The sequence below is a fragment of the Flavobacterium gelidicaeli genome (genome assembly GCF_013294005.1).
Taxonomy (GTDB): Bacteria; Bacteroidota; Bacteroidia; order Flavobacteriales; family Flavobacteriaceae; genus Flavobacterium.
The window spans coordinates 290,870-315,451 of sequence record NZ_JABSNK010000004.1 but is presented as its reverse complement, the minus strand read 5'-3'; the positions used below and the strand labels follow the sequence as shown (position 1 = coordinate 315,451).

The window sequence follows — 24,582 nt, the reverse complement described above, 5'->3', positions numbered from 1 at the left end:
AATAAATTAGAATTTGTAATTGAATCCTAAATTTAATGATGAAAAAGTAGCTCCGTCAACAGAAATTCCTTTGTAACCAGCATATAATTCAATTTTTTCAGTTTGGTAACCAAATTTTGGTTGGTAATAAACTCCTCCATCACCTTCACCTTTACCAACATAAATTGCATATCCTAAATCTGTTCCAACAAAGAATTTATCAGAAAGAGAATATTGCGCTGTAGCTGCTACGGGAATAAAACCACTTGCATCAGTTTTGTTTTCAATGCTTCCAAAACTACCGAAACCACCAAAATTTACATCTTCTTTTACTGTTTTACCTAAGTAAGAAGAGTAACCTGTAGTTGTACCTGCTTTAAACTTATCTGTTACATTCCATAAATAAGCAACATCAGCTCCAAGATTTAATGAGGAACCATCTTTAATATCTCCCATTGGTAAACCAACATGAGCACCAACTTTAAATTGACCATCTTGTGCATTAGCAAATCCGAAAGCAAATACTGCCGCAACAGTTAAAATAATTTTTTTCATTTTTTTATTTATTATTATTAAAAATCTTACTCAAAATTAATAAAAAACTACAAAAAAAAATTTTTTGATACTATAAAATCATAACTAAAACAGAACCTACTTGGTATTTAAATTTTACAAAACCCACATCAGCAATACATTATAGAAAAAACCATCACTATATTTAGTGATATTTTACCCGTCATAAATCTATTAAAAATTAACAGTACTAAGCCTACTTTTTAATGATTCATTTAAAAATACATATAGTAGGAACTTAAACTAAGCTTTCTGAAATAACTATACTAACTCAGAACAAAAAAAAGCTATTATACAACATAGGTTCAACTAAATTTATTTTTTTTGTAACCAAAATCTTCTATTAATCACTGTTTCAGATAATTATAAAAAAAATTAAATACGCCTACAATAAAATAAAATTAAAAGTATTATTCTTACTTTTTTTTTAATAGATTTGCGCTGAATTTGAACAAATTAATTAATTAATCTTAAATTAAATGAAAAAAGTATTTTTAATTGTAGTAGGTATTTTTGCTTTTCAAGTAGCAAGCGCACAAGACGGAACAGGGAATTCTTACAAACCTACAGAAGGAACAGTTACAACTGAAGTTAGTTTAGTTGGTGGTTTAAACAACGCTAACTTTAACCTAAACGGTGGAGCATTAAAATTCAGGTATTTCTTAAAAGAAGATTTAGCTTTAAGAGCTAGTTTAGGAATTGCAAGCCAAAAAGATGAAGTAGTTACAGGTATTAATCCAAATGAAATTACAACTACAGATAAGACATCAAGCACTAATTTCAAAGCAGGTATTGAAAAGCATTTTGCTGGTACAAATAGATTATCTACATATGCAGGAGCTGATTTAATTATTGGTATGAACAAAGAAACTAATGAAGTATCTATTCAAACTGGTGACTACAACAATTTAGAACAAAAAAGTTCTGGATTTGGAATTGGTCTTTTTACAGGTGCAGACTACTATATTGCACCAAAAGTATTTTTAGGTGTTGAAGCAGGTTTAAGCTTCTTGTCTAACAAAGTTAAAGACGCTGAATACACTTCAAGAACAGGAATTGTTACAACATCAACTTCTACTCCTGGAAGTAAAGGTTCAGAAATTACAACTGGCGTTTTTGGTGGAATCAGAATTGGTTTTCAATTCTAATAAACATTAAAGCATATAAAAAATCCCATTTCAAATTTATTGAAATGGGCTTTTTTTTTTAAAACTGAAATGTTATTTCAAATAATTAAAATTTTACAAGATTTAATTATTTTCACTTAATAAATATTGTAGTTGTTTTCAAAAAAAGCAAGCTACTATATATTATTACAGATGGGAATGTTGTAAGTTTAACACATTATAATACAACATAATTCAAGATCAAGAGTTCTATATTGCATCGACAAACAAATAACATTTAAGATTATGAAAAAAACATTTATAATTGCAGGAGCACTTTTAGCTATGTCATTTAGTGCACATGCACAATTAGCAAAAATTGGTATTAAAGGAGGATTAAATTACGCCAATATTAATGGATCAGAAATTCAAACAGACGCCATCACTAGTTATCACGTAGGTTTAGTAGCCGAGTTAAAATTAACAGAGAAATTTGCTGTACAGCCAGAATTATTATACTCTACACAAGGGGCTACTTACAAAAATGCGTTAACTGAATTTAAAAATGAGTTAGGCTATTTAGCCATTCCAGTTTTAGCTAAAGTTTACTTAAATAAAACTATAAGTTTAGAACTAGGACCTCAAGCCTCTTTTTTATTAAGTGAGAAAAACGATTTTGATATTAAGGATTCTAATACATTTGATTTTTCTGTAAATGCAGGATTAGGTGTAAAAATTACAGAGAACTTCTTCCTTCAAGGTCGTTATAATTTAGGTCTTACTGATGTATCAAAAGATGCTGAAACTAAGAACTCTGTTGTACAAGTTTCTGCTGGTTTCTTTTTCTAAAATAATAAAAAACAATTTATAAAAACCGTTCTATTATTAGAACGGTTTTTTTATTTTTACAAAAACAGAATTATGAAAATTTGCATCATTAATGGCCCAAATCTAAACTTATTAGGAAAAAGAGAACCAGAAGTCTATGGGAGTCTGACTTTTGAAGAATACTTCACTTCATTACAAATAAAATTTCCTGCAATTGATTTTGTTTATTTTCAAAGTAACATTGAAGGAGAACTAATTGATAAAATTCAAGAATATGGTTTCACTTATGATGGAATCATCTTGAACGCGGGAGCGTATACGCATACCTCTATAGGAATAGGTGACGCAATTAAAGCGATCACAACAGCCGTTATTGAAGTACATATATCCAATACTTTTTCAAGAGAAAGCTTTAGACATCAATCCTATATTTCTGGTAACGCAAAAGGAGTTATATTAGGCTTTGGCCTACAGAGTTACGAATTAGCAGTACACTCCTTTGTGCTTTAATTTCTAAAACTAAATTATATTTATTCATAAAAATCTGGCTCTACATGAATCAAAACATTTCCCAATTGAGGTATTTGATCTTGCAATGTGTCTTTTAGATTATGAGCTAGATCGTGCCCCTCTTTTACAGATATAGTACCATCTACAACAGCATGAAGATCAACATGAAATTTCATTCCTACTTTTCGAATATAACATTTCTCGGTATCTATGATTCCGGTAACTGTTCCAGAAACTTTTCTAATTTCAGCTATGAGATCATCATATAAGTGCTCATCCATAATTTCGCCTAGAGCAGGTCTAAAAATAAGATAGCTATTATAAAGTATAAAAAAAGAAGCAAATAGTGCAGCCCAATCATCAGCAGACTCATAACCTTTACCCATACAAAGTGCGATTGTGATTCCGATAAAAGCCGCTACCGAAGTAATTGCGTCACTTCTATGGTGCCAGGCATCTGCTTTAAGCGATGAACTATTTGTCTCAATACTTTTTTTCATTACTAGTCGAAAAGAATATTCTTTCCAAATAATAATTACCCCCAAGACAATCAACGTCCAAGGTTTAGGTAAGCCATGCGGTTTCTGGATATTTACAATACTTTCATAAGCAATAATTGTAGCCGAAGTAATTAGAAAACCAACTACCAAAAAAGTAATTAAAGGCTCTGCTCTACCATGACCATAAGGATGATTTCTATCGGCAGGTCGGTTTGAATATTTGATTCCGAATAAAACCAAGAAAGACGCAAAAATGTCAGTAGTAGATTCAATTGCATCTGCGATTAAAGCGTAGGAGTTTCCAAAAAAACCAGCAAACCCCTTTATAATAGCTAAACAAGTGTTTCCTAAAATACTAAAATAGGTTGCTTTTATTGCTGTTTTTTCTGAAGACATAAGAATAGGAAATTAAAAATCGTTTAAATAAAACTTTTAGCGTGAACAAAAGAATTATTTAAACGATTAAAAAAAAATGATTTTTATATTATGCTCGAACAATGTTTGCTCCAATAGCTCTTAATCTTTCGTCAATTCTTTCATATCCACGATCAATTTGTTCAATATTTTGAATTGTACTTGTTCCTTTTGCTGAAAGCGCCGCAATCAACAAGGAAATTCCAGCACGAATATCTGGAGATGACATGGTTGTTGCTTTTAATTGAGACTGAAAATCATGCCCCATAACTACCGCTCTATGCGGATCACACAACATAATTTTTGCACCCATATCGATTAATTTATCGACGAAGAACAAACGGCTTTCAAACATTTTTTGATGTATCAACACATCTCCTTGCGCTTGAGTTGCCACAACCAAAACAATACTTAATAAATCAGGCGTAAATCCAGGCCAAGGTGCATCAGCAATAGTTAGGATTGAACCGTCAATATCCGTTTTAATTTTATATCCATTTTCATGAGAAGGAATATATATATCATCTCCTCTTCTTTCTAATGTTATTCCAAGTTTTCTAAACACACTAGGAATCACTCCTAGATTATCCCAACTTACATCTTTAATCGTAATTTCACTTCTAGTCATAGCAGCAAGACCTATCCAACTCCCTATTTCGATCATGTCAGGAAGAATTCTATGCTCGCAACCGCCTAAACTGGTAACTCCTTCAATAGTCAATAAATTTGATCCTACACCAGTGATATTAGCACCCATAGAATTCAACATTTTACAAAGCTGTTGTAAGTACGGCTCACATGCTGCGTTATAAACTGTAGTCTTTCCTTTAGCAAGAACTGCAGCCATAACAATATTTGCCGTTCCAGTAACAGATGCTTCATCAAGCAACATAGCTGCTCCTTGTAAACCATCTGGAGCTTCTACTCCGTAAAAGTGATCTTCTCTATTGTATCTAAATTTAGCACCAAGATTTATAAAACCTTCAAAATGGGTATCTAAACGTCTTCTTCCTATTTTATCTCCTCCTGGTTTTGGAATATATCCTTTTCCATAACGAGCTAATAATGGCCCAACAATCATAATGGATCCACGTAGTGAACCACCTTCTTTTTTGAAAGCTTCTGTTTCTAAATAATCAATATTGATATCATCAGCTTGAAAAGTATATGATCCTGGTCCGTTTTTTTGAATTTTAACTCCCAAGTTTTCTAATAAAACAATCAGTTTATTAATATCAATAATATCTGGAATATTATTAATCATTACTTTTTCCGAAGTTAAAAGAACTGCACACAATATTTGTAATGCTTCATTTTTTGCTCCTTGAGGAGTAATTTCTCCTTTTAATCGAATGCCTCCTTCTATTTTGAAAATTCCCATATATTACTTTAGAGTTATAAATTATTTAGTTATCATAATTACAAAAAAACATTTAAAAAATCATGTAGCCATTATAATAATGACGATTAAATCAATAGTATTATTGTTTTTTATATTTTGGTTTACCCACTTTTGCATTCTTATTGCTTTGAATTTTTGGTTGTCCAGCTGGAGAAATTTTATTCGAAATTCTCTTATTGGTACGCAATAAATCAGTGGTATTTAAAAGCTCTTCTGAACTTTGTAACAAATTTAGCTTTCCATCAGAAAGTTCGTAAAGATGTTCAAAAATAACATCATCTTTAACAGTGTCTTTGTTCCAACTTAAATAAGACTTCTTCATATGGTTTGCAATCACTTTGACTAATGCATTTTTCATATCTCCATCATCCCATTTATTTGCAACATCAATCATGTACTTGATGTTATTTCCATAATACCTGTATTTTGGAAAATTTTGAGGATATTTTAATACATCAGGCTTTAATTGCAATACTTCGCGTGAAGGAATAGGATATGGAGACTCCACATCTAATCTAAAATCAGACATAATAAACAGTTGGTCCCAAAGTTTATGTTGAAAATCCAATACATCTCTTAAATGTGGATTTAAACTCCCCATCACCTGAATAATATATTTGGCTGCTTTGTTACGCTCTTCACTATCTTCAATAGCTGTAGCTTGATCAATCAGTTTTTGCAAATGGCGTCCATATTCCGGAATAATTAAATGTGATCTCTCCGCATTATATTCCAGATGATGAACAACATCATTTGCATTTTCTTTAGTATATTTTGAATTCATATTTGAATTTTATTTTGAAGCAATACAATATATTAATAATTTTTAAAATAGCAAATAATTGCTTGTTTACCAAATCATCATATTATTCTCTATAACGATACAATACCTTCTATTGTAGAAACTTCTTGGTATTTCTCAATTATTTCTTGTGCACTTTTCATAGTCACATCTACAGAAATACTTGTAAACTTACCTGTTTTTGATTTTGTAGTTTTAATCACTGCTCCCATACAATCAAATGCAAGGCCAACGCGCTCTACATTATCTGCTACTGATGGAACAATAAATTTAAATAAATACAAAGCTGGCCAATCATTACTTCTGTCCAACTCTGCTTCTAACCTCTCGTAGAATTCTTCGGTTTTCTTATCCATTTTTTGTAAAAAATTAAAGCAAAGATACGTTTTCAAACGCAAAATATGAATTCTGAAATATGAATTTTTATATAAACTGACATTTTATAGCCTCATCTTTTCAATTTCCAATAAGTTTAAGTAAGTTTGCGCCTTATTTCCAAAAAGTGCATAAAGAAATCATCATAATTATCGGCGGTCCTGGAACAGGAAAAAGTACTCTTATTGACGGATTAATAACGAAAGGTTATTGTTGCTATCCCGAAATTTCAAGAGAAGTTACTCTAGAGGCAAAAAAACAAGGAATCGAACAATTGTTCCTTGAAAAACCTTTATTGTTTAGCGAACTTTTACTTGAAGGCAGAAAAAAACAATTTATTAGTGCTCAAAATGAGCCGCACGAAGTTGTTTTTATCGATCGCGGAATCCCAGACGTACTTGCTTACATGCACTACATTGGCGACAGCTACCCAGCCTCTTTTGACGCCATTTGTAGAGAATACACCTATTCTAAAATATTTATCTTACCTCCATGGGAAGAAATTTATGTTAGTGATGACGCCCGTTATGAAAATTACGAGCAGGCAAAACTAATTCAAAATCACCTTATAGAAACTTACAATGGTTACGGTTACGACCTTATTGAAGTACCAAAAGATACTGTAGATAACAGAATTCTTTTTATATTAGACAAAATTTCGGGTTAATTGTATTTTCCTTTTTATCGAAAACATCATTTTTACCCATCCGAATTTATAATTCAAAATTAAAAATGAATGTCTGAAGCACTAAAAATTCTTCAAAAATACTGGAAACACGACTCTTTTAGAGCACTACAAAGTGAAATAATTGATTCCGTTTTAAGCGGTCAAGATACTTTTGCTTTATTACCTACTGGTGGAGGAAAATCAGTTTGTTTTCAAGTACCCGCCTTAATGCAAGACGGAATTTGCCTTGTGATATCACCACTTGTTGCGCTAATGAAAGACCAAGTCGCAAACTTAAACAAACTCAACATTAAAGCCATTGCCTTAACTGGCGGAATAAAATCAGATGAGATGATTGATCTTTTAGACAATTGTCAATTTGGAAATTATAAATTTTTATATTTATCTCCTGAGAGATTGCAGTCTGACTGGATTTTAGAACGAATTAAAGCACTACCTATAAATTTAATTACCATTGATGAAGCACATTGCGTTTCACAATGGGGTCATGATTTTAGACCGGCATATTTAAAAATTGCGAATCTAAAAACACATTTTCCTACCACTCCTTTTTTAGCGCTGACTGCCACTGCAACTCCAAAAGCTAAAAACGATATTATAAATGAACTAGGATTAGAAAATCCACAAATTTTTCAAAAATCTTTTGCTCGAAAAAACATTGCCTACATGGTATTTGAAACCGAAGATAAACTCTTTAGAATTGAACAAATTTTAAAGAAAAATCCAGAGTCGTCTATTATATATGTAAGAAACAGAAAATCGTGTACCACAATTGCCGCACAATTAAATGCTTTAGGATTCAAAGCTACTTATTATCACGGTGGTCTTAGTTCAAAAGAAAAAGATAAAAACATGAAGTTGTGGATTCAAGATGAAGCGCAAGTTATTGTTGCCACTAATGCTTTTGGGATGGGAATTGACAAGGCAAATGTAAAAACTGTAATTCACATTCAACTCCCTGAAAATCTAGAAAACTATTACCAAGAAGCAGGTCGCGCAGGTCGAAACGAACAAAAGGCATTTGCCGTTTTACTAACGAACCCATCTGACATCATTCAAGCCGAAAATCAATTTCTAAGCATCCTTGCAGATAAAAGTTTCCTTAATAGTATTTACAAAAAACTGTGTAATTATTTCCAAATTGCCTATGGAGAAGGAATTAACGAACAATTTCCTTTTAATCTTAATCATTTTTGTACAAAATATAATTTTCCCGTATTAAAAACCTACAATGCTTTTCAGTTTCTAGACCGACAAGATATTATAACTTTATCGCAAGAATTCTCAGAAAAAATTAGCCTCCAATTTATCATTTCTTCAAAAGAAGTGATTCGGTATACCAGTTTGAATACTAATGATGAAGAAATCATTCTTACTATATTAAGGACTTATCCTGGAATTTATGAAATACAAACTGCTTTTAACCTCACCTTGATAGCTAAAAAATCGCATCATTCAGAAAGCGAAATTTTGGCTCTTTTGCATAAGCTAAAAGAAAAAGAAATTATTGCATACAATTCTAAAAATAACGATGCGCTACTTACTTTTAACGAAATTAGAGAAGATGAGCGAACCATTAGTAAGGTTGCGAAATATTTAGAAAATCAAAATCAATTAAAAAAAGAGCAATTCAGTTCTGTTTTAAAATATATTAATGACACCACTAGCTGCAAAAGCAAGTTAATCTTAAGTTATTTTGGAGAAGAAACGAATGAAGACTGTGGAATTTGCTCGTATTGCATTACTAAAAAGAATAAAAAAACAGATATCAATTCTCTCGCCAAAGAAATAATTACACTATTAAAAACTGCCGATTTAAATTCGAGAGAACTTCAAATTAAAACTAATAATAACAGTAACGATGTTATCTTTGTGATTCAAGATCTTTTAGAAAACGAAAAGATTACAATCCAAGCTAACAATAAATACACCTTAAAAATATAATGGAAAAATTACGAATTGTATTTATGGGAACCCCTGAATTTGCAGTGGGAATCCTTGACAGTATTTTAAAAAAAGAATATAATGTAGTAGGCGTAATCACCGCTGCAGATAAACCAGCAGGACGCGGACAAAAAATTAAATATTCAGCAGTTAAAGAATACGCTGTAGCAAATGATTTAAAATTACTACAACCTACAAACTTAAAAGACGAGTCATTTTTAGAGGAATTGAAAGCTTTGAATGCTAATTTACAAATTGTTGTCGCTTTTAGAATGCTCCCTAAAGTAGTTTGGGCAATGCCTACCCTAGGTACATTCAATTTACACGCATCATTATTACCCAACTATCGTGGAGCCGCTCCTATTAACTGGGCAATTATAAATGGAGAAACAAAAACAGGTGTTACTACATTTTTTATTGACGATAAAATTGATACTGGCGCAATTATACTAAGTGATGAAACAGCTATAGATCCAAATGAAAGCGCAGGACAACTACATGATCGCTTAATGTTATTAGGCTGTGAAACAGTCAATAAAACTTTAGCATTAATTGAAAAAAAAGAAGCTAAAGCCGTTGTACAACAAGAAACTGCAGAAACCAAAACCGCTTACAAGTTAAACAAAGAAAACTGCAAGATTGATTGGACAAAACCAGCTGTAGAAATCAATAATTTAATAAGAGGCTTGAGCCCCTACCCTGCTTCGTGGTGTTATTTTTTAGATAAAAACGAAGAACTGAGTGTCAAAATTTACGAATCAAATGTTGTAGAAGAAGCACACACGCTTGCTTTTGGAAGTATTGTATGTACCAAAAAAGAAATGAAAATTGCTGCAGACGGTGGATTCATCCAAATAACAAGCTTACAGCTTCCTGGTAAAAAGAGAATGAAGGTATCCGAATTGTTAAATGGAGTAACATTTACAGAGGAAGCAAAAGCGCACTAACGTCAATAAAACAAGGGTATTGTGCAAAAACAAAAAAATATCGCAATGATTTATGAACAAAAAAACTAAGTTATTAACAAAATACACTATAATCTGCGGAAACGCTTGTGTAGTAAGGATTTCCTGCTAAATTTGCTATCGACAATTTTTTTAACCAACAATTAATAACTATTATTATGAACAAATCAGAATTAATCGATGCTATCGCTGCTGACGCAGGAATAACAAAAGCTGCTGCAAAATTAGCTTTAGAATCTTTTTTAGGAAACGTAGGTGACACTTTGAAAAAAGGTGGAAGAGTATCTTTAGTAGGTTTCGGATCTTGGTCTGTTTCTGCTAGAGCTGCAAGAGATGGTAGAAACCCTCAAACAGGAAAAACAATCCAGATTGCTGCTAAAAATGTAGTAAAATTCAAAGCTGGAGCAGAATTAGAAGGAGCAGTAAACTAATTAAGTTTACAACCTTGTAATATAGTAAAACCCTCCTCATCGAGGGTTTTTTTATGCAATTAAACGAGTAAAGTTGGTTTTTTTTAAAAATTTTTCTTAATTTTAATAAAAAAATTGCAGAAAATATGATTTCAGAAACACTAATAAAAGGACAACTGCTTATTTCTGAGCCTTCTATAATTGGAGATTTATCATTTAATAGATCTGTAATTTTGTTGGCTGACCATAATAAGGAAGGCTCAGTAGGATTTATTATCAATAAACCTTTGAAGTACACCATAAACGACCTTATACCCGAAATAACCTCTAAATTTAAGATCTACAATGGCGGTCCCGTAGAGCAAGACAACCTTTATTTTATTCACAATGTTCCAGATTTGATTCCGAATAGTATCGAAATATCAAACGGAATATACTGGGGAGGTGACTTTGAGTCTACAAAAGAGCTTTTAAACACAGGTCAAATCAATAAAGACAATATTAGATTCTTTCTTGGTTACACAGGTTGGGATGAGAATCAACTAGAAACAGAAATGAATGCAAATTCATGGATTATCACTCCTAATAATTACAAAAATAAAATTATAGGGAAGTCAGCTACCCATTTCTGGAAAGAACAAATTATCGAACTTGGTGGGGATTATTTAATCTGGTCAAATGCACCCGAAAACCCCTATTTAAACTAGTTTACTTGAATACTTTTATTTAATAATTCTAATAATTGCTGAGCAACAGTAGTTATAAATTCCTTTTTTCTATATTTAGTTATCGATTGCACACCTTTTATTACATTGGTGATGAATAATTCATTGGCTTTTTGTAAGTCAAAAGGCGAAATAATTTCTTCTACAACCTCTAGTCCTTCTATTTTTTTGGCTAAAGCCAAAATTTGCTTTCTCATAACACCGTTTAAACAGCCTTCAGAAACTGGAGGAGTAATCAATTTATTCCCTAAAACCATAAAAACATTGCCTTGAATTGCTTCTACAACGTTCTTGGCATCATTTAACAATAAGCAGTTGTCTAACCCATTTTCATGGGCATAAATACTTGCTGTAGTATTTAGTAACCTATTAGTTGTTTTTATAGAAGATAATAACTGTTTGGTAATATAAAAATCTTTGAACAAATCAACTTCATAAACTTGTTTTTCGACACTATAAGAAACCTCATCAATCACCGAAGCGTGTATTAAATAAGAAACTTCATTAGTTAACGGCAGGTAGTAACCTCCATCATTTCTATAAACAGTAATTCTAGCTCTAGAAGAATTTGCTATATTATTTCTGGTAACTAAGGAAATAATTTGCTCTTCAAAATATTCCATGGTGAAATTCATAGGAATTTCCATTCTCACAACACGCATAGAAGCCATTAATCTAAAATAATGATCCTCTAAAAAAAGGACTTTAGAATTGACTATTTTAACCGTTTCAAAAACGGCGTCTCCGTATAAAAAAGCACGATTTTGTGTTAATATATTACTGTCTTGAAGTGCGATATTCCCATTAAAATTAATCATAAAAAAGCCCTGAATTTTGTTCAGGGCAAATATAAGTTTTAAAATACAATTTTACTATACAGATCCAATTAGATGTTTCAAATCAGAAATTTGATTTTCCCATAATAATTTAGCTTCGTCAATTTCATCCTCTTCAGCAAAATCAACCACCATTATAGAAACATCTTTAGTAAGCTCATCTACAAGAATATGCATTTCAAAATAATACTCTGTATCTTTATTACTATCATCTACCCATTTAAACTTCACTTTCTCTCCAGATTTCTTAGAAGCCAAGCGCGCTTTTTCTTCAGATCCGTCCCAAATAAAAGTAAAAAACTCACCACGTGAATTTACATTATCAGCAAACCATTCTGACAAACCAGAAGGAGTTGAAATATATTGATACAATAACTGCGGAGATGAATTTATAGGAAACTCTATTTCGTAACGTTTTTTCTGATCCATGAGCTCATTTAATTTTTTTCGAATATATAGAATATAAAGTCTAAAAAAAAATCTTTTTAAATTTATTTTTTTTATTTCAAAAAAGCTTGCGAAGTTTAATATTATTTATATCTTTGCACCCGCAATCAGGGATGGTTGTTCAATAGCCTTTTGGCGAGGTAGCTCAGTCGGTTAGAGCGCAGGATTCATAACCCTGAGGTCACGAGTTCAAATCTCGTTCTCGCTACTTAAAAATCAAGGACTTACATTTATTTGTAAGTCCTTTTTTCATTAGGAGTGACTTCGAGGAGTGACTTTTATAAACATCGAATTATAGTATTAAGTTCAATATGTACAATGAGAGCATGTGTATTTGAGTCTAAATATAAGGTATTTAAAACCTTAACAACTTATTTACAAATCCGTAAACCATTAACTACCAGTATATTAATATTGTTTTTTACACAAAATGATACATACCAAAATAAAAACAGGACTTACATTTAATTGTAAGTCCTGTTTTTATTTTGGAGTGACTTTAAGGAGTGACCTTTATGTACCAAAAACCCTAAACTCTAATGCTGCCTCTTCCACTGCAGTTAAAATAGTGCCATCTATATAGTGATCCACTAATACTTGTTGCCCCCCGTGAGAAGTTAGGATCCCTGTATCTTTACCCATTGCTCTATTCAACCATGTGATATAAGTTTTTCTTAAATTATTTAAGGACACATCCTTTTTTATCCCAGCTGCTTCAGCATAAAATGTAAACGACTTCGACATGTTATTCATAATTGTTTCAGTCTTAACATTTCTCTTAGGGAAGAGAATAAAATCATTAGAATTTTTTTTATCCTCATATCCTAAGGTCACTAACAAATCGAATAGATCAATATTTACTGGTATCCGTTTATTGTATTTATTGGAATGCCCCATTTTTTTTATCCTATTGACTTTTAGATTTTCGATATCAAAAAACATAACATTATTACCAGTACTGATTATATTAGACCATCTTAGATCAACGACTTCTTCCCTTCTACCACCTGTAAGTAGAAACAATTTAAACCCATCTTTTAGATAAGGCCTAAACATATTTTTACGCTCACCCTTGCCACCCAAAACCTTAATTGAACCTGCAGAATCAATTGCACTTAAAATCGAACTAAACTCATCCTCTGTTAATGTTTCCACATTTTTTTTAATCACAGCTTTAGGTTGGTACACAGCAAATGGATTTTTTATCTCAATTGCTTCAACATTAATCAAAAAATTAAAAAAAGCCCTCAAAGCACCTAAACATTTGTTGAAAGTTCTCGCTGCGTAATGACCGTCCGCCCACTTGTAAAAACGCGCTACATCACTCTGATCGACATCAATAATACTTGTACTTGTAATATCTTTGTAGGCAATTATACTATCGAGGAAAAAATCGCAAAATTTCATGCATTCACTTTGATGCGATTTTGACACGATCTTCAACATATGTGCGTACCTATGTTCACCTTTTAAGTAGTTTTCATACACTGATACGGCACCTAAAATTGAATAATTATTATTTTCTTCATTATGGATAATCGGTTGAAAATTAGTAGCGATCAAACCTTTTTCATATTCGATCGCCTCAATAACTGCTTCATTATATATCCTACTTATTAGAACTTGTGATTTTCTCTTAGCTACCTCACCTTTAACGTGAATAACTACTTTATACTTTTGAATATCGTAATGTTTGCAAATGGGATTATCACGTTTGCACTTATAACAAAAAATTTTCATACCCTTATGAGGGTTTTTAGGGATTATTAGCTTATTCATGTATTGTATTTTTTCATCAGCCTATTGTTAGTACTATTTACTAGCTTATTTCTAGTTTTTGGCATCAATAACGGCACCACTGCTTCAAAATGTGAAATAACAGCTTCACATTGCCCTTGATCACTCACTTGCGATCTAAAACATTGTTGCCAAAATGGGCCAATTTTTTTTCTCATCATTTCTGCTAGCAACTTATTCAATTGAAAATCAACTAGATATTCAAAAACTAAGTTGCTTTTTGAAATTTTAAAAACTTCTATATCATTTTCTATTAACCAGTTTTTGATAGCACTTATATCTTTTAACCTTATTTTTTCACCAACCTCTGTTAGCGTAAGAAGGCTCACCCCATTCTTGCTTCTTTTATTTAAAGTAGCATTATTATTTAGTTCAATATTGAAAGATTTTTTAATGAGCCTTTCTGTTTCTCTCTTTTCCATAATTAAAGTATTTAAACTTTATAGAGCTAAAAAGAAGAAAAGTTTATAAACATCTAAATTTTTATAAATAATTTTGAAATCTACATCACTATCATTGTTATATCTTTGTATATTTACAATATGTAAATCATTAATAATCAATACGTTAAACAACTAAGTGAAATTTTAATAAATAAATTAATATTTTTTTTTGAGTGAAATTAAAAGTTCGAATTAATTATTTATTTAGCAGTTATTTTAATAGTCATCTCTCTCTACTACTAGACTAAACCGTTTTTTATATCATCTATTAGGCCCTTATAATTTTCATCGTTAAAAACACCACAACTGTCGTACACATCATAATAGTTATGGTACTTCAGTACAGTATTAAGTAGCTCTTTATTTTCAGTTACTATAGTAGGTAGTTTATCACCCAAAAAAGTAGTAGATACGTATACACTATTAAAATCAACCGATTTGTATCCATTATTTAGTGATTGTAAATTATCATCAAAACTAAAAATTCCATTGACTATATCCGGACAATATTGTAAATCTATCAATTGATTAAGAGAACAATCAAAATCCCCTCTAACAATACGTGGACTATTCCTCAATGTAATCAAACTCTGTCCACGACAATTAAAGTTACCATTAACCTCATTGAAAACGAGAGGTATTTCTTTTATATAGTGCAAATGTGGGGGAAATATCACATTGCCTTTTACATCTATACTGCAATCTTGAGTAATCGTATAGTCATCAATAATTATCCAGTAATCGCGTATAATTTTATCGATTTTTTCCTCTATTGTTTCGCCAAATAAATCCTCTTTCATACTATGTTATTTAAAGCCGTCATTTATATCTAAAATCATATCCAGAAATAATTTTTCGTCAAAAACATCATTTAAATAAAAAGGTAAATATTCCATAAATTCAAATACAGTATGAAGATATTTTTCATTTTTTCTAACCGTATATGGCAAGCGAATATAATTTTGTTTGGTGAAATCTGAAACTTCAATTTTGACCTCACCAGCACTGCAATTACGATAACCCATATCTAATTTCACGTTATCGTCAAATGAAAAAATCTTACCAATTTTCCCAGGACATCCGATTAAATTTTCTAAAAAATTAGATGATGCAAATAAGGAACCTTCTACCAAGGAAGGCCCACCAACCAAGGTCAGCAATCTATTATGGTGGATATAAGCATTACCTTTTATTTTTTCTGGCCCAGCTACCAAACTGGTCAAATTATTCAAAAAACATGAAAAATTACCATTTATTTCCAGTGGACAACCTTCTAATGTTTCTAATTCGTTCTCATGGCAGATGAAATCACCACCAACGTATGTAGGTGCACCCACTAGGTTTTTAAGTTTATTGTTGTAGCAGTTGAAGTTACGGCCAACATAAGTAGGTGCGTTTTTTAAAGTAGTTAACTCATTACCACAGCAAATAAAATCACCATATACTTTCCCAAATTTTAAGGGTAGCTTTTTTAATTTTGTGTTCGTGATTGTGACATTTCCATTAACATCAATTGTGCCATCACTTCGTAAAAGTAGATGACCTTTGATATTATATTTCTTTTTTATGTAGGGTAATTGCTCTTTAGTCAAGGATTGTTTCATAAGCTATAAAATCTTAAGCTAAATTAAATAAAAGACAGAACAAAAGCCAGAATTAACTTGTAAAAATCGATTTTATTATTATGATTTAAATCATTGATTGATTACAAAGGCAATGTGTAGATTACTTTATTTCAAAACAAAGATTTTCGTGTCGATAAAACTATCAAGAGAACTGTTTAGTATTGAAGATAATCTATTGGTTAACAGTAAAGTTTAATAGTTAAAAAATCTATTTTATGTATTAACCCATTTACAAGGTGTATGCGAACATATACAAATAAGATGTTCCATACAATAATTGAATAGGTTATCAAGTTAAAAATTAATAGTTTTACTTTTTTCACTTTAGTTATATTTAAATGCAAATTATTCATAAACTCAACGATTTCTTTTTTACACTTTTCCCTGAATTAACCATTGATAATAAAGACATTATGGTTGATGCAATAAAAAGGCATTACTCTTACGGCCCTTTTCTTCCGAAGGTTACTTTATTAGACGATTTAATAATAATTGATTTAGATACTGATACAATAGTAACTCAAGACGACGCTTATAAAAAAACAGTATCCCTATGTGAAAATGGAAAGTTCGAAGAAGCAAAAATTATTTTAGAAAAATTAATAAAAATGAATCCCTCGAATTCTGAATATCATCGAATTTTGGGGCAGATACTATCTGAACAAGGGGACCAAGACAAAGCCATTGATGCTTTAATTGATTCTTTACGCTGGAATTCTTCAAACGGTTGGGCATTGATGATGATGGGGAATATTTTCGCAAGACACAAAAATGATATCACTACAGCGTTAAAATACTATGATCAAGCCATTTTAGTTAATAAGGCAGACCATATTACGTTAGCAAATGTGGCCTACGTATTATTTCAAGAAAACCGACTAGACGCAGCTAAAAATTATGCCCTAGAGTCAATAAAATTAAAAAATAATTACCCAAATACTTCTTTTATACTTTCATTGATATATGAAAAAGAAAGTGACTTACAATCCTCTTTCAATCAAACTATTTTAGCAATAAAGCAGTCAAACAGTGAGGATACTCTTTACAAAAATGCATTTAAACAAGCATTTGATCTAGCCAATAAAATTGGTAGTGACTTCGATGGTCAAAAACTCTTCAGAACTTACAGAAGCCAGTTAGAAGACCAAGGCGGCGTCGAAATTGACATTCTCATAGACGATACAATCTCTACTGCTGCCAAAATAGAATTTGCCGAAAGACACAATCGCAACAAGCATATAGTCAAATATAAAAGCACCTTCCCTGCTGTTGAACATTTAGTGATGCACGAACTGGTTCATTTAGATTTCGTAATTCAAGCTCGATCAACAAATATGAATCAAGTGTTTTTATCAACTCATCAAAACAAGCATAATTTCATCCAAACTATTCAACCCACAATCCAAAAGTTGGAAAAAATGGGGGTAGATAAAACAATGGCTAATAAGTTTGTAGATGGTGTTTTTAACGGCATTAACTTGCAAACATACAATACCCCTATTGATATTTTTATTGAGGATTTTCTATATAGTGAATATGTAAACTTAAGACCATATCAATTTCTGTCACTTTACAATTTACTTCAAGATGCTATTAAATCGGTTACCGATAGCCGTATATTAGATATTGCGCCACAAAGTATCATATCTAAAACTAAAACATTCAGTTTGATAAATGCCATGCAATTCAAAGAATTATTTGGGATTGATTTAATTCCGGAATTCAAAGCTTCAACAGCCGAAGTAAAACAAGCACAATCCTTTTATAAAGAATTTTTACAAATAAAAGACGATCGCAAACCTGGACAAGAGTTTGAACTGATAAAGCATTGGGGAAGAGAACTCGATTTAGACTCTTTCTTCGAACAAGAAAGCGAAGCTAAATATGAGAGTAAAAATAACGTCGATGATTTTCTAAAAAAGCTGCAAAAAGACCCTTTCGGTTTAGACGAAGAAGAAGATCCTTTGCAAAAAAAGGAAATGGCAGATTTCCAAAAGCACCAGCAGGAAATTGGAACCAACATGGCTATTGTCATGTTCATCGTTGATGCTTTAAAATACTTCAAAGACAAAACAGCAGAAGAAATAAAACAAACTGCCCTCGAAATTGCGATGCTCGGCACCATGGGTATTGACCCGAACAAAAAAGATTATATTATTGCAAGTATTAGTGGCAAGCGTTTCTCAGGTAATAAAGTACTAGCCTATTATTATACTTCATGGTCGTTAGCCATGCCAGAACAAGTACAACATCTTGGATTGGATTTTACAAAAGAATATGAAATGGCTACAAAATTAAAATAAAAACTAAGCGTATTTATAACTGTTCAAACTAATGACATTAACACCACATCAAGCAAAATACTTCGCCTACGAATTAAGCAAAAAATGCAAATCGGATAGTTCTGAGAAGTTTGGTGCTGTTTTATTAGATGCAAAAGTAGATTTAAACCCCCATCAAGTAGAAGCAGCTCTATTTGCTTTTAAATCACCCTTATCAAAAGGCGCAATATTAGCCGATGAAGTTGGTCTGGGTAAAACTATAGAAGCTGGTATCTTACTTTCGCAAAAATGGGCAGAAGGTTCAAAACGAATTTTAATTATTTGCCCTTCAAGCTTACGAAAACAATGGATGAATGAATTAGAAGATAAATTCTACCTACCATCAGAAGTAATTGAAACTAAATCTTTTAATAAAAAATACAAAGCAGGAAATAAAAATCCATTTGATAATAAAAACAAAATTCAAATTTGTTCTTATCATTTTGCCAGAAATAAAGCCGAATATATCCAATTAGTTTCTTGGGATTTAGTGGTGCTCGATGAAGCTCACTACATTCGAAATGTATACAAAAATGGAAATAAGATTGCTAAAGAAATTCAAAATGCAATTCATCCTTATAAGAAAGTCCTATTAACCGCTACACCACTTCAAAATAAACTAGAAGAACTATATGGTTTAGTAAGTTTTATCGATGAAAATGTATTTGGCGATATCAAGAGTTTTAGGAAACAATTTACTCGGAAAGAAGGTGGAATAGATTTCGAAGATTTAAAAACTAGAATATCCTCTATTTGCCACAGAACATTAAGAAGCCAAGTAACAGAATACATCAACTACAAAAATAGAATTCCAGTTACAGAAACTTTTGAACCATCAGCGCAAGAACAACTACTTTATGATCAAGTAACTGAATATCTTCAAAGAGAGGAAATTTATGGTTTACCGAAGGCACAAAGACATTTGATGATTTCTGTTTTAAGAAAGTTGTTAGCATCGTCTTCATATGCAATTGCAGGAACATTAGAAAGCCTTATTAAAAGGTTAAATAAGATTATTGATGGTCAGGAAATACCTTTAGAAGTTTGGGAAGAAGAAATTGATGAGAATTACGAGCTATACGACGAATCTGTTGAAGAGTGGGAAGAAGAAGAAATTGAAGATGATGATTCTCTTTCAAAAGAAGATATTCAAAATATAAGAAACGAAATAGGTGATTTAGAAAAATACTTAACATTAGCAAAATCCATCGAGCACAATGCCAAAGGTGATAAACTAATCCTTTCTTTAGATAAAGGTTTTGAAAAGTTGATAGAATTAGGTGCAGCACAAAAAGCAATAATTTTCACAGAATCTACCCGTACACAGAAATATTTGAATGAAATGCTGCAAAAAACGCATTTCAAGGATAAAATTGTTCTGTTCAATGGTTCAAACAATGATGAAAAATCAAAACAAGTCTATAAAAAATGGGTAGCTGACAAAAAAAATATTGATAAACTCTCTGGTGCTAAAGAAGTAGATATTAGAAATGCCATTGTCGATGAATTTAGGTCAGATGATTGTCAATTAATGATCGCAACAGAAGCAGCTGCTGAGGGTATCAATTTACAGTTTTGTTCTATGGTGGTAAACTATGATTTACCCTGGAACCCGCAACGAATTGAACAACGAATCGGTCGTTGTCATCGTTACGGTCAAGAACACGATGTGGTAGTGATTAATTTTCTGAATACAAAAAACGAGACAGACCAACGAGTATTTCAACTATTAGAAGAAAAATTCAGCTTGTTTGATGGTGTTTTTGGTTCCTCTGACGAAGTTTTAGGAACTATAGGTAGTGGTGTTGATTTTGAAAAAAGATTGATTGAGATCTATAAAAAATGCCGAACAAAAGAAGAGATCAAAAAATCGTTTGATGCTTTGCAAAAAGAGTTAGAAGAACAAATAAAAGATAATCTTAAAAGCACACAGTCAAAGCTTTTTGAAAATTTTGATGCACAAGTAGTCCAGAAACTGAAAACATCTTTAGAAAACACTAAAGCTTACATTTCAAAATACGAACAATGGTTGTGGAAAATTACCAAATTTATTCTTCAAGAGAACGCTAATTTTAACGACAAAACACTTTCTTTTAATCTAAATAAAACAGGATTAAAAAACGTAAAAACGGGTGTTTATACACTAGATAAAAAACGAGAAGATGCCAAACACTATCGCTTAGGCGACGTGCTGGCACAAAATATTATCGAAAAATCCAAAATATTAGAAACGCCAATTAATAAGTTGCTTTTTGACTATTCAGGTTGTGGTTTAAAATACAGTGAACTAGACAAACTGAACAGCAAAAAAGGATTTCTTAAAGTGGCTAATCTAAATTTAGATTCTAATGCCGAAGAGCATGATTTAATAATATTCGCTGGTGCTACAGAAGACGGTAAAATTTTAAAAGATGAAATGTGCCAATTTCTATTAACATTGAATGCTTCAACAGAAGATTCAGAGCATAGCTTTAATAGTAATAAGGTAGATAAAGTTTATCAAGAACAAAAGAAAAAACACATCGACTTTGTAAAGCATACCGATACGAGACTTATGCAATTAGAAATTCAAAAGTTTGAGAAATGGGCCAATGATAAGATTGAAAGCAGTGAACTTGATCTACGTGAAGTCAAGAAGAAGATAAAAGATTTAGAACGCGAAACAAGAGTTGACAATCTAAATGCCGATGATTTACTTGAAATACAAAAGAAAATTCGAGTCTTGGACCGTAAGAAATCAAAACTACGTAGAGAGATTTTTGACATTGAAGACAAAATCCTCGAAGAACGTGATGAAATGATCGAAGAGGCGGAAAATAAATTACAACGAAAAACTACAGAAACAGAAATAATCACTATTGAGTGGGAAATAATATAATTTTATGAGCAATTACAACAAACTTCAAAAAGTTCTTACCGAAGTATTCCAACTAGACCAAGCCGATTTAGACTTTGGTATTTATCGCATTATGAATCAAAAGCGCGATGCTATAAATGACTTTTTGCAAAATAGCTTACCTGTTCAAGTAAGGCAACTATTAGAGCAAAATCTTTCTGGTGATGCCAAAGGATTGCAAGAAGAACTGGATAAAACTATTGCTCAAGCCACTGCATTAGGTGCAGACCCTAATACATTACCAAAAGTAAAAGAGCTAAAAGATAAAATTGCAGCTTCTTCATCTATTGATACTTTAGAACAAGAAGTATTTTCACATTTAGCAAATTTTTTCAAACGCTATTATGATGGTGGCGATTTTATTTCCTTACGTCGTTATAAAAAAGATGTATATGCTATTCCTTATGAAGGTGAAGAAGTAAAATTACATTGGGCAAATCACGATCAATACTATATTAAAACATCAGAGTATTTGCGCAATTACGCTTTTAAATTAGCTGGTAATAAATTAATTCGTTTTGATCTAAAAGAAGCAAGTACGGAACAAAATAATAATAAAGCACAAAACGACCAAGAACGCCGTTTTGCTATTTATGATGAATTGCCTGTTGAAGTAGATGGAAATACTTTAACTATTAATTTTACCTACGAACCACATAAAAAATCAATAAAGCAAGACGATTTAACTAAGAAAGCGGTTGAAGTTATAAAAACTAATGTGCCGGTAGATTTTACCGATGTTTTTGCACTGGCACCTACCGAAAGCAACAAACAACGCACATTACTAGATAAACATATTTACAGTTTTGTTTCTCGCAATACCTTTGATTATTTTATACACAAAGATTTAGGTGGCTTCTTTCGTAGAGAATTAGATTTCTATATAAAAAATGAAGTACTACACATTGACGATATCAATACCGAAAATGAAATTGCTTTTAATAGCCAAATATCAAAAATAAAAGCCTTAAAACAAGTTGCAAGCAAGATAATTTTATTTCTTGAACAATTAGAGAATTTCCAAAAGAAACTATGGCTTAAAAAGAAGTTTGTAATCAATTCTAACTATTGCATTACTTTAGACCGTATTCCCGAAGACTATTACGATGAAATTGTTGCTAATAAAGCGCAATTAGACGAATGGGAAAAATTGTTTGATCTTACTATCAAGACAGTTAAAGAACTAGAAAAAGAACCATTTTTAGTTTTAGATACTAAGTTTTTCCCTCAAGATTTTATAGATCGCGTGTTAGCAGAGTTTGATGATTTGGACGAAAAAACAAATGGTTTGTTGATTAATTCAGAAAATTTTCAAGCTTTGAATTTATTGCAGGAACGATATCGAGGTCAAATTAAAACAACATATTTAGATCCACCTTACAACACTGGTAATGATGGATTTATTTACAAAGATGGATTTTCACATTCCAGTTGGCTTTCATTTATGGATGAGAGGCTTTTGTTGAATTATAATCTTTTAACAAGTAATGGTTCAGTTTCAACTTCAATAAATTCAAATGAGAATTTAAATTTGCAAACACTATTAGGTAAGGTGTACGACAAGTTTGAAAATTCTTTTACAATAAAAGTCAGACATGAAAAACGAATAATTAGAAAAGACATTCGTTATCAAGATTGTATAGAATATCTAAATATTGCTTCAAAGTATGATTTTAATCCAAATAGAATTGTAAATGAAGGTGAAGATAAACTTTCTGATTATATATATAAAATTGAATTAAGCAATGACAACCCGAAAACAGTGGAAATCAATGGATATAAAGTGCAAATATTTTCAGAAGATGAATATAATTTAACAGTTACGGAACCATCCGAATCAAGCTTCAAAAGATATACAATAAGAGGTTCATTAATAACGCAAAGCGGTTCTGCAAGTGAATATTATGAAATAAATTTGAGAGAACGTAGAAAAATTGATGGTAAGGGTACGCTGTATAAGGTTATCGGTATGGGTTTAAGAGGCGATGGTTTGGGTCATAGATACATTATGCAACCAAAAGAAAAAGGGGGCGACAACGGTATTTATTTTCAAGGTATGCCGCTAAAACAAGATGTTGAAAAGGGACTTCCTCATCCAAATTACTACGATTTCGTAAAAGAATTTAATGATTGTGGTGACGAAGGTGGTGTAATATTTAAAAATGGAAAAAAACCTGTTAAATTCTTGGAAAAAGTTCTTGAAGTTGTTAATCATAAAAAGGATGATATACTATTAGATTATTTCGGTGGTTCTGCTTCTAGCGGCCATGTTGTAATTAAACTCAATCGAGTTGACAACGGTAATAGAAAATATATTTTAATGGAAATGGGGTCTTATTTTGATTCTATAACTAAACCGCGCGTTCAAAAAGTAATTTACTCTGACAATTGGAAAAACGGACTACCACAAGATAAGAAAGGTATAAGCCAAATGTTTAAATACATGGCCTTAGAGAGCTATGAAGATACCTTAAACAATTTGAGCTTACATAAAACTGAAAACCAACAAGCTGCTTTAGAATTAAACGATAAAGTAAATGAGGAATACCTACTACAATATATGCTTGATGTCGAAAGCAGAGAGCATTTATTCAATCTAGAAATTTTTAAAAATCCTTTTAATTACCAGTTAAACGTTACTGAGAACAACGAGCTTATTCCAACAACGGTCGATTTAGTAGAAACTTTTAATTATTTAATTGGTTTAAAAGTTAAGAAAACAGAACGCATACGAGAGTTCAAAATAGTTTCTGGTGAAAACCTTAAAGGGGACAAAATTTTAGTTTTATGGCGTAATTTAGAAAAAACAACTAATGATGACCTAGATAAATTTGTAGAAAAACTAGATATTAAAGTTTTTGATGGCGAATATGATATCATTTATGTAAACGGCGATAACAATTTGTCCAATTTTAAAAAAGAAGAAGAAAGCTGGAAAGTAAGGTTGATTGAAGAAGAATTTTTCAACAAAATGTTTGATGTAAAAGATATTTAAC

General features: G+C 31.4%; 22 protein-coding genes and 1 tRNA gene. 12 read left to right on the top strand and 11 right to left on the bottom strand.

Features of this window, described 5'->3' with window-relative positions; genetic code table 11:
- Nucleotides 1–6: 6 nt before the first annotated feature.
- Nucleotides 7–534 carry a hypothetical protein gene (locus tag HNP99_RS08150; protein ID WP_173852878.1) on the bottom strand — a complete coding sequence of 176 codons (528 nt, stop codon included), beginning with the start codon at nt 532–534 and terminating at the stop codon, nt 7–9.
- A gap of 497 nt (nt 535–1,031) precedes the next feature.
- Between HNP99_RS08150 and HNP99_RS08145 the strand changes: the two genes are divergently transcribed.
- From HNP99_RS08145 to HNP99_RS08135, 3 genes are all read left to right on the top strand, one after another.
- Nucleotides 1,032–1,700: a hypothetical protein gene (locus HNP99_RS08145; RefSeq protein ID WP_173852877.1), complete on the top strand. Its 669-nt coding sequence runs from the start codon at nt 1,032–1,034 to the stop codon at nt 1,698–1,700.
- Nucleotides 1,701–1,964: 264 nt separating this feature from the next.
- Nucleotides 1,965–2,507 carry a porin family protein gene (locus HNP99_RS08140; RefSeq protein WP_173852876.1) on the top strand — a complete coding sequence of 181 codons (543 nt, stop codon included), beginning with the start codon at nt 1,965–1,967 and terminating at the stop codon, nt 2,505–2,507.
- 72 nt (nt 2,508–2,579) lie between these two features.
- Nucleotides 2,580–2,996, top strand: a complete 417-nt coding sequence (locus HNP99_RS08135) for a type II 3-dehydroquinate dehydratase (protein WP_173852875.1) — start codon at nt 2,580–2,582, stop codon at nt 2,994–2,996.
- Between the two features lie 20 nt (nt 2,997–3,016).
- Here the strand turns inward: HNP99_RS08135 and HNP99_RS08130 are convergent, their stop codons facing one another.
- From HNP99_RS08130 to HNP99_RS08115, 4 genes are all read right to left on the bottom strand, one after another.
- On the bottom strand, nt 3,017–3,892 hold the full coding sequence (locus HNP99_RS08130) for a cation diffusion facilitator family transporter (RefSeq protein ID WP_173852874.1): 876 nt from the start codon (nt 3,890–3,892) through the stop codon (nt 3,017–3,019).
- Nucleotides 3,893–3,980: 88 nt separating this feature from the next.
- The gene (murA, locus tag HNP99_RS08125; protein WP_173852873.1) at nt 3,981–5,291 is read right to left on the bottom strand and encodes a UDP-N-acetylglucosamine 1-carboxyvinyltransferase; all 1,311 of its coding nucleotides are present in this window, start codon (nt 5,289–5,291) and stop codon (nt 3,981–3,983) included.
- Between the two features lie 100 nt (nt 5,292–5,391).
- On the bottom strand, nt 5,392–6,096 hold the full coding sequence (locus tag HNP99_RS08120) for a DUF4290 domain-containing protein (RefSeq protein ID WP_173852872.1): 705 nt from the start codon (nt 6,094–6,096) through the stop codon (nt 5,392–5,394).
- Between the two features lie 89 nt (nt 6,097–6,185).
- Nucleotides 6,186–6,470, bottom strand: a complete 285-nt coding sequence (locus tag HNP99_RS08115) for a DUF493 family protein (RefSeq protein WP_173852871.1) — start codon at nt 6,468–6,470, stop codon at nt 6,186–6,188.
- Nucleotides 6,471–6,616: 146 nt separating this feature from the next.
- On the opposite strand from HNP99_RS08115, the gene HNP99_RS08110 reads away from it, so the two are divergent.
- The 5 genes from HNP99_RS08110 (at nt 6,617) to HNP99_RS08090 (ending at nt 11,203) form a co-directional block, all read left to right on the top strand.
- A complete protein-coding gene (locus HNP99_RS08110; protein ID WP_173852870.1) occupies nt 6,617–7,156 on the top strand; it encodes an AAA family ATPase in 540 nt (179 codons plus the stop codon).
- A 69-nt stretch (nt 7,157–7,225) separates the two neighbouring features.
- Nucleotides 7,226–9,121, top strand: a complete 1,896-nt coding sequence (locus HNP99_RS08105) for a RecQ family ATP-dependent DNA helicase (RefSeq protein ID WP_173852869.1) — start codon at nt 7,226–7,228, stop codon at nt 9,119–9,121.
- Nucleotides 9,121–10,068 carry a methionyl-tRNA formyltransferase gene (fmt, locus tag HNP99_RS08100; protein ID WP_173852868.1) on the top strand — a complete coding sequence of 316 codons (948 nt, stop codon included), beginning with the start codon at nt 9,121–9,123 and terminating at the stop codon, nt 10,066–10,068. Before HNP99_RS08105 ends, fmt begins: the two co-directional genes overlap by 1 nt.
- Before the next feature lie 176 nt (nt 10,069–10,244).
- Nucleotides 10,245–10,517, top strand: coding sequence for an HU family DNA-binding protein (locus tag HNP99_RS08095; protein ID WP_091171627.1), 273 nt, complete (start codon nt 10,245–10,247; stop codon nt 10,515–10,517).
- Nucleotides 10,518–10,642: 125 nt separating this feature from the next.
- Complete coding sequence (locus HNP99_RS08090) at nt 10,643–11,203, top strand: YqgE/AlgH family protein (RefSeq protein WP_173852867.1); 561 nt, start codon at nt 10,643–10,645, stop codon at nt 11,201–11,203.
- Here the strand turns inward: HNP99_RS08090 and HNP99_RS08085 are convergent.
- Nucleotides 11,200–12,039: an aminotransferase class IV gene (locus HNP99_RS08085; protein ID WP_173852866.1), complete on the bottom strand. Its 840-nt coding sequence runs from the start codon at nt 12,037–12,039 to the stop codon at nt 11,200–11,202. The two genes, HNP99_RS08090 and HNP99_RS08085, sit on opposite strands and share 4 nt — an antisense overlap.
- A gap of 54 nt (nt 12,040–12,093) precedes the next feature.
- Complete coding sequence (locus HNP99_RS08080) at nt 12,094–12,486, bottom strand: START-like domain-containing protein (protein ID WP_173852865.1); 393 nt, start codon at nt 12,484–12,486, stop codon at nt 12,094–12,096.
- A 152-nt stretch (nt 12,487–12,638) separates the two neighbouring features.
- Here HNP99_RS08080 and HNP99_RS08075 point away from each other — a divergent pair.
- Nucleotides 12,639–12,712 (top strand) — tRNA-Met (locus tag HNP99_RS08075).
- Nucleotides 12,713–13,017: 305 nt separating this feature from the next.
- Here the strand turns inward: HNP99_RS08075 and HNP99_RS08070 are convergent.
- The 4 genes from HNP99_RS08070 to HNP99_RS08055 form a co-directional block, all read right to left on the bottom strand.
- Nucleotides 13,018–14,283, bottom strand: a complete 1,266-nt coding sequence (locus tag HNP99_RS08070; protein ID WP_173852864.1) for a tyrosine-type recombinase/integrase — start codon at nt 14,281–14,283, stop codon at nt 13,018–13,020.
- Nucleotides 14,280–14,723, bottom strand: coding sequence for a hypothetical protein (locus HNP99_RS08065; RefSeq protein ID WP_173852863.1), 444 nt, complete (start codon nt 14,721–14,723; stop codon nt 14,280–14,282). The genes HNP99_RS08070 and HNP99_RS08065 overlap by 4 nt, the downstream gene beginning before the upstream one ends.
- Nucleotides 14,724–14,983: 260 nt before the next feature.
- Nucleotides 14,984–15,544 carry a hypothetical protein gene (locus tag HNP99_RS08060; RefSeq protein ID WP_173852862.1) on the bottom strand — a complete coding sequence of 187 codons (561 nt, stop codon included), beginning with the start codon at nt 15,542–15,544 and terminating at the stop codon, nt 14,984–14,986.
- 6 nt (nt 15,545–15,550) lie between these two features.
- Complete coding sequence (locus HNP99_RS08055; RefSeq protein WP_173852861.1) at nt 15,551–16,348, bottom strand: hypothetical protein; 798 nt, start codon at nt 16,346–16,348, stop codon at nt 15,551–15,553.
- A gap of 359 nt (nt 16,349–16,707) precedes the next feature.
- Between HNP99_RS08055 and HNP99_RS08050 the strand changes: the two genes are divergently transcribed.
- From HNP99_RS08050 to HNP99_RS08040, 3 genes are read left to right on the top strand one after another with little or no spacing between them, the layout of a single operon-like run.
- Nucleotides 16,708–18,672, top strand: coding sequence for a tetratricopeptide repeat protein (locus tag HNP99_RS08050; RefSeq protein ID WP_173852860.1), 1,965 nt, complete (start codon nt 16,708–16,710; stop codon nt 18,670–18,672).
- A 31-nt stretch (nt 18,673–18,703) separates the two neighbouring features.
- Nucleotides 18,704–21,568 (top strand): SNF2-related protein, encoded by a 2,865-nt coding sequence (locus tag HNP99_RS08045; protein WP_173852859.1) that lies wholly within the window; start codon nt 18,704–18,706, stop codon nt 21,566–21,568.
- 4 nt (nt 21,569–21,572) lie between these two features.
- Nucleotides 21,573–24,581 (top strand): DNA methyltransferase, encoded by a 3,009-nt coding sequence (locus HNP99_RS08040; protein WP_173852858.1) that lies wholly within the window; start codon nt 21,573–21,575, stop codon nt 24,579–24,581.
- The last annotated feature ends 1 nt before the right edge of the window (nt 24,582 follow it).

What these genes read in the sequence shown, in the direction of transcription:
- HNP99_RS08150 (WP_173852878.1), bottom strand. Translation starts at nt 534, where the DNA reads ATGAAAAAAATTATTTTAACTGTTGCGGCAGTATTTGCTTTCGGATTT.
- HNP99_RS08145 (WP_173852877.1), top strand. Translation starts at nt 1,032, where the DNA reads ATGAAAAAAGTATTTTTAATTGTAGTAGGTATTTTTGCTTTTCAAGTA.
- HNP99_RS08140 (WP_173852876.1), top strand. Translation starts at nt 1,965, where the DNA reads ATGAAAAAAACATTTATAATTGCAGGAGCACTTTTAGCTATGTCATTT.
- HNP99_RS08135 (WP_173852875.1), top strand. Translation starts at nt 2,580, where the DNA reads ATGAAAATTTGCATCATTAATGGCCCAAATCTAAACTTATTAGGAAAA.
- HNP99_RS08130 (WP_173852874.1), bottom strand. Translation starts at nt 3,892, where the DNA reads ATGTCTTCAGAAAAAACAGCAATAAAAGCAACCTATTTTAGTATTTTA.
- murA (WP_173852873.1), bottom strand. Translation starts at nt 5,291, where the DNA reads ATGGGAATTTTCAAAATAGAAGGAGGCATTCGATTAAAAGGAGAAATT.
- HNP99_RS08120 (WP_173852872.1), bottom strand. Translation starts at nt 6,096, where the DNA reads ATGAATTCAAAATATACTAAAGAAAATGCAAATGATGTTGTTCATCAT.
- HNP99_RS08115 (WP_173852871.1), bottom strand. Translation starts at nt 6,470, where the DNA reads ATGGATAAGAAAACCGAAGAATTCTACGAGAGGTTAGAAGCAGAGTTG.
- HNP99_RS08105 (WP_173852869.1), top strand. Translation starts at nt 7,226, where the DNA reads ATGTCTGAAGCACTAAAAATTCTTCAAAAATACTGGAAACACGACTCT.
- fmt (WP_173852868.1), top strand. Translation starts at nt 9,121, where the DNA reads ATGGAAAAATTACGAATTGTATTTATGGGAACCCCTGAATTTGCAGTG.
- HNP99_RS08095 (WP_091171627.1), top strand. Translation starts at nt 10,245, where the DNA reads ATGAACAAATCAGAATTAATCGATGCTATCGCTGCTGACGCAGGAATA.
- HNP99_RS08090 (WP_173852867.1), top strand. Translation starts at nt 10,643, where the DNA reads ATGATTTCAGAAACACTAATAAAAGGACAACTGCTTATTTCTGAGCCT.
- HNP99_RS08085 (WP_173852866.1), bottom strand. Translation starts at nt 12,039, where the DNA reads ATGATTAATTTTAATGGGAATATCGCACTTCAAGACAGTAATATATTA.
- HNP99_RS08080 (WP_173852865.1), bottom strand. Translation starts at nt 12,486, where the DNA reads ATGGATCAGAAAAAACGTTACGAAATAGAGTTTCCTATAAATTCATCT.
- HNP99_RS08070 (WP_173852864.1), bottom strand. Translation starts at nt 14,283, where the DNA reads ATGAATAAGCTAATAATCCCTAAAAACCCTCATAAGGGTATGAAAATT.
- HNP99_RS08065 (WP_173852863.1), bottom strand. Translation starts at nt 14,723, where the DNA reads ATGGAAAAGAGAGAAACAGAAAGGCTCATTAAAAAATCTTTCAATATT.
- HNP99_RS08060 (WP_173852862.1), bottom strand. Translation starts at nt 15,544, where the DNA reads ATGAAAGAGGATTTATTTGGCGAAACAATAGAGGAAAAAATCGATAAA.
- HNP99_RS08055 (WP_173852861.1), bottom strand. Translation starts at nt 16,348, where the DNA reads ATGAAACAATCCTTGACTAAAGAGCAATTACCCTACATAAAAAAGAAA.
- HNP99_RS08050 (WP_173852860.1), top strand. Translation starts at nt 16,708, where the DNA reads ATGCAAATTATTCATAAACTCAACGATTTCTTTTTTACACTTTTCCCT.
- HNP99_RS08045 (WP_173852859.1), top strand. Translation starts at nt 18,704, where the DNA reads ATGACATTAACACCACATCAAGCAAAATACTTCGCCTACGAATTAAGC.
- HNP99_RS08040 (WP_173852858.1), top strand. Translation starts at nt 21,573, where the DNA reads ATGAGCAATTACAACAAACTTCAAAAAGTTCTTACCGAAGTATTCCAA.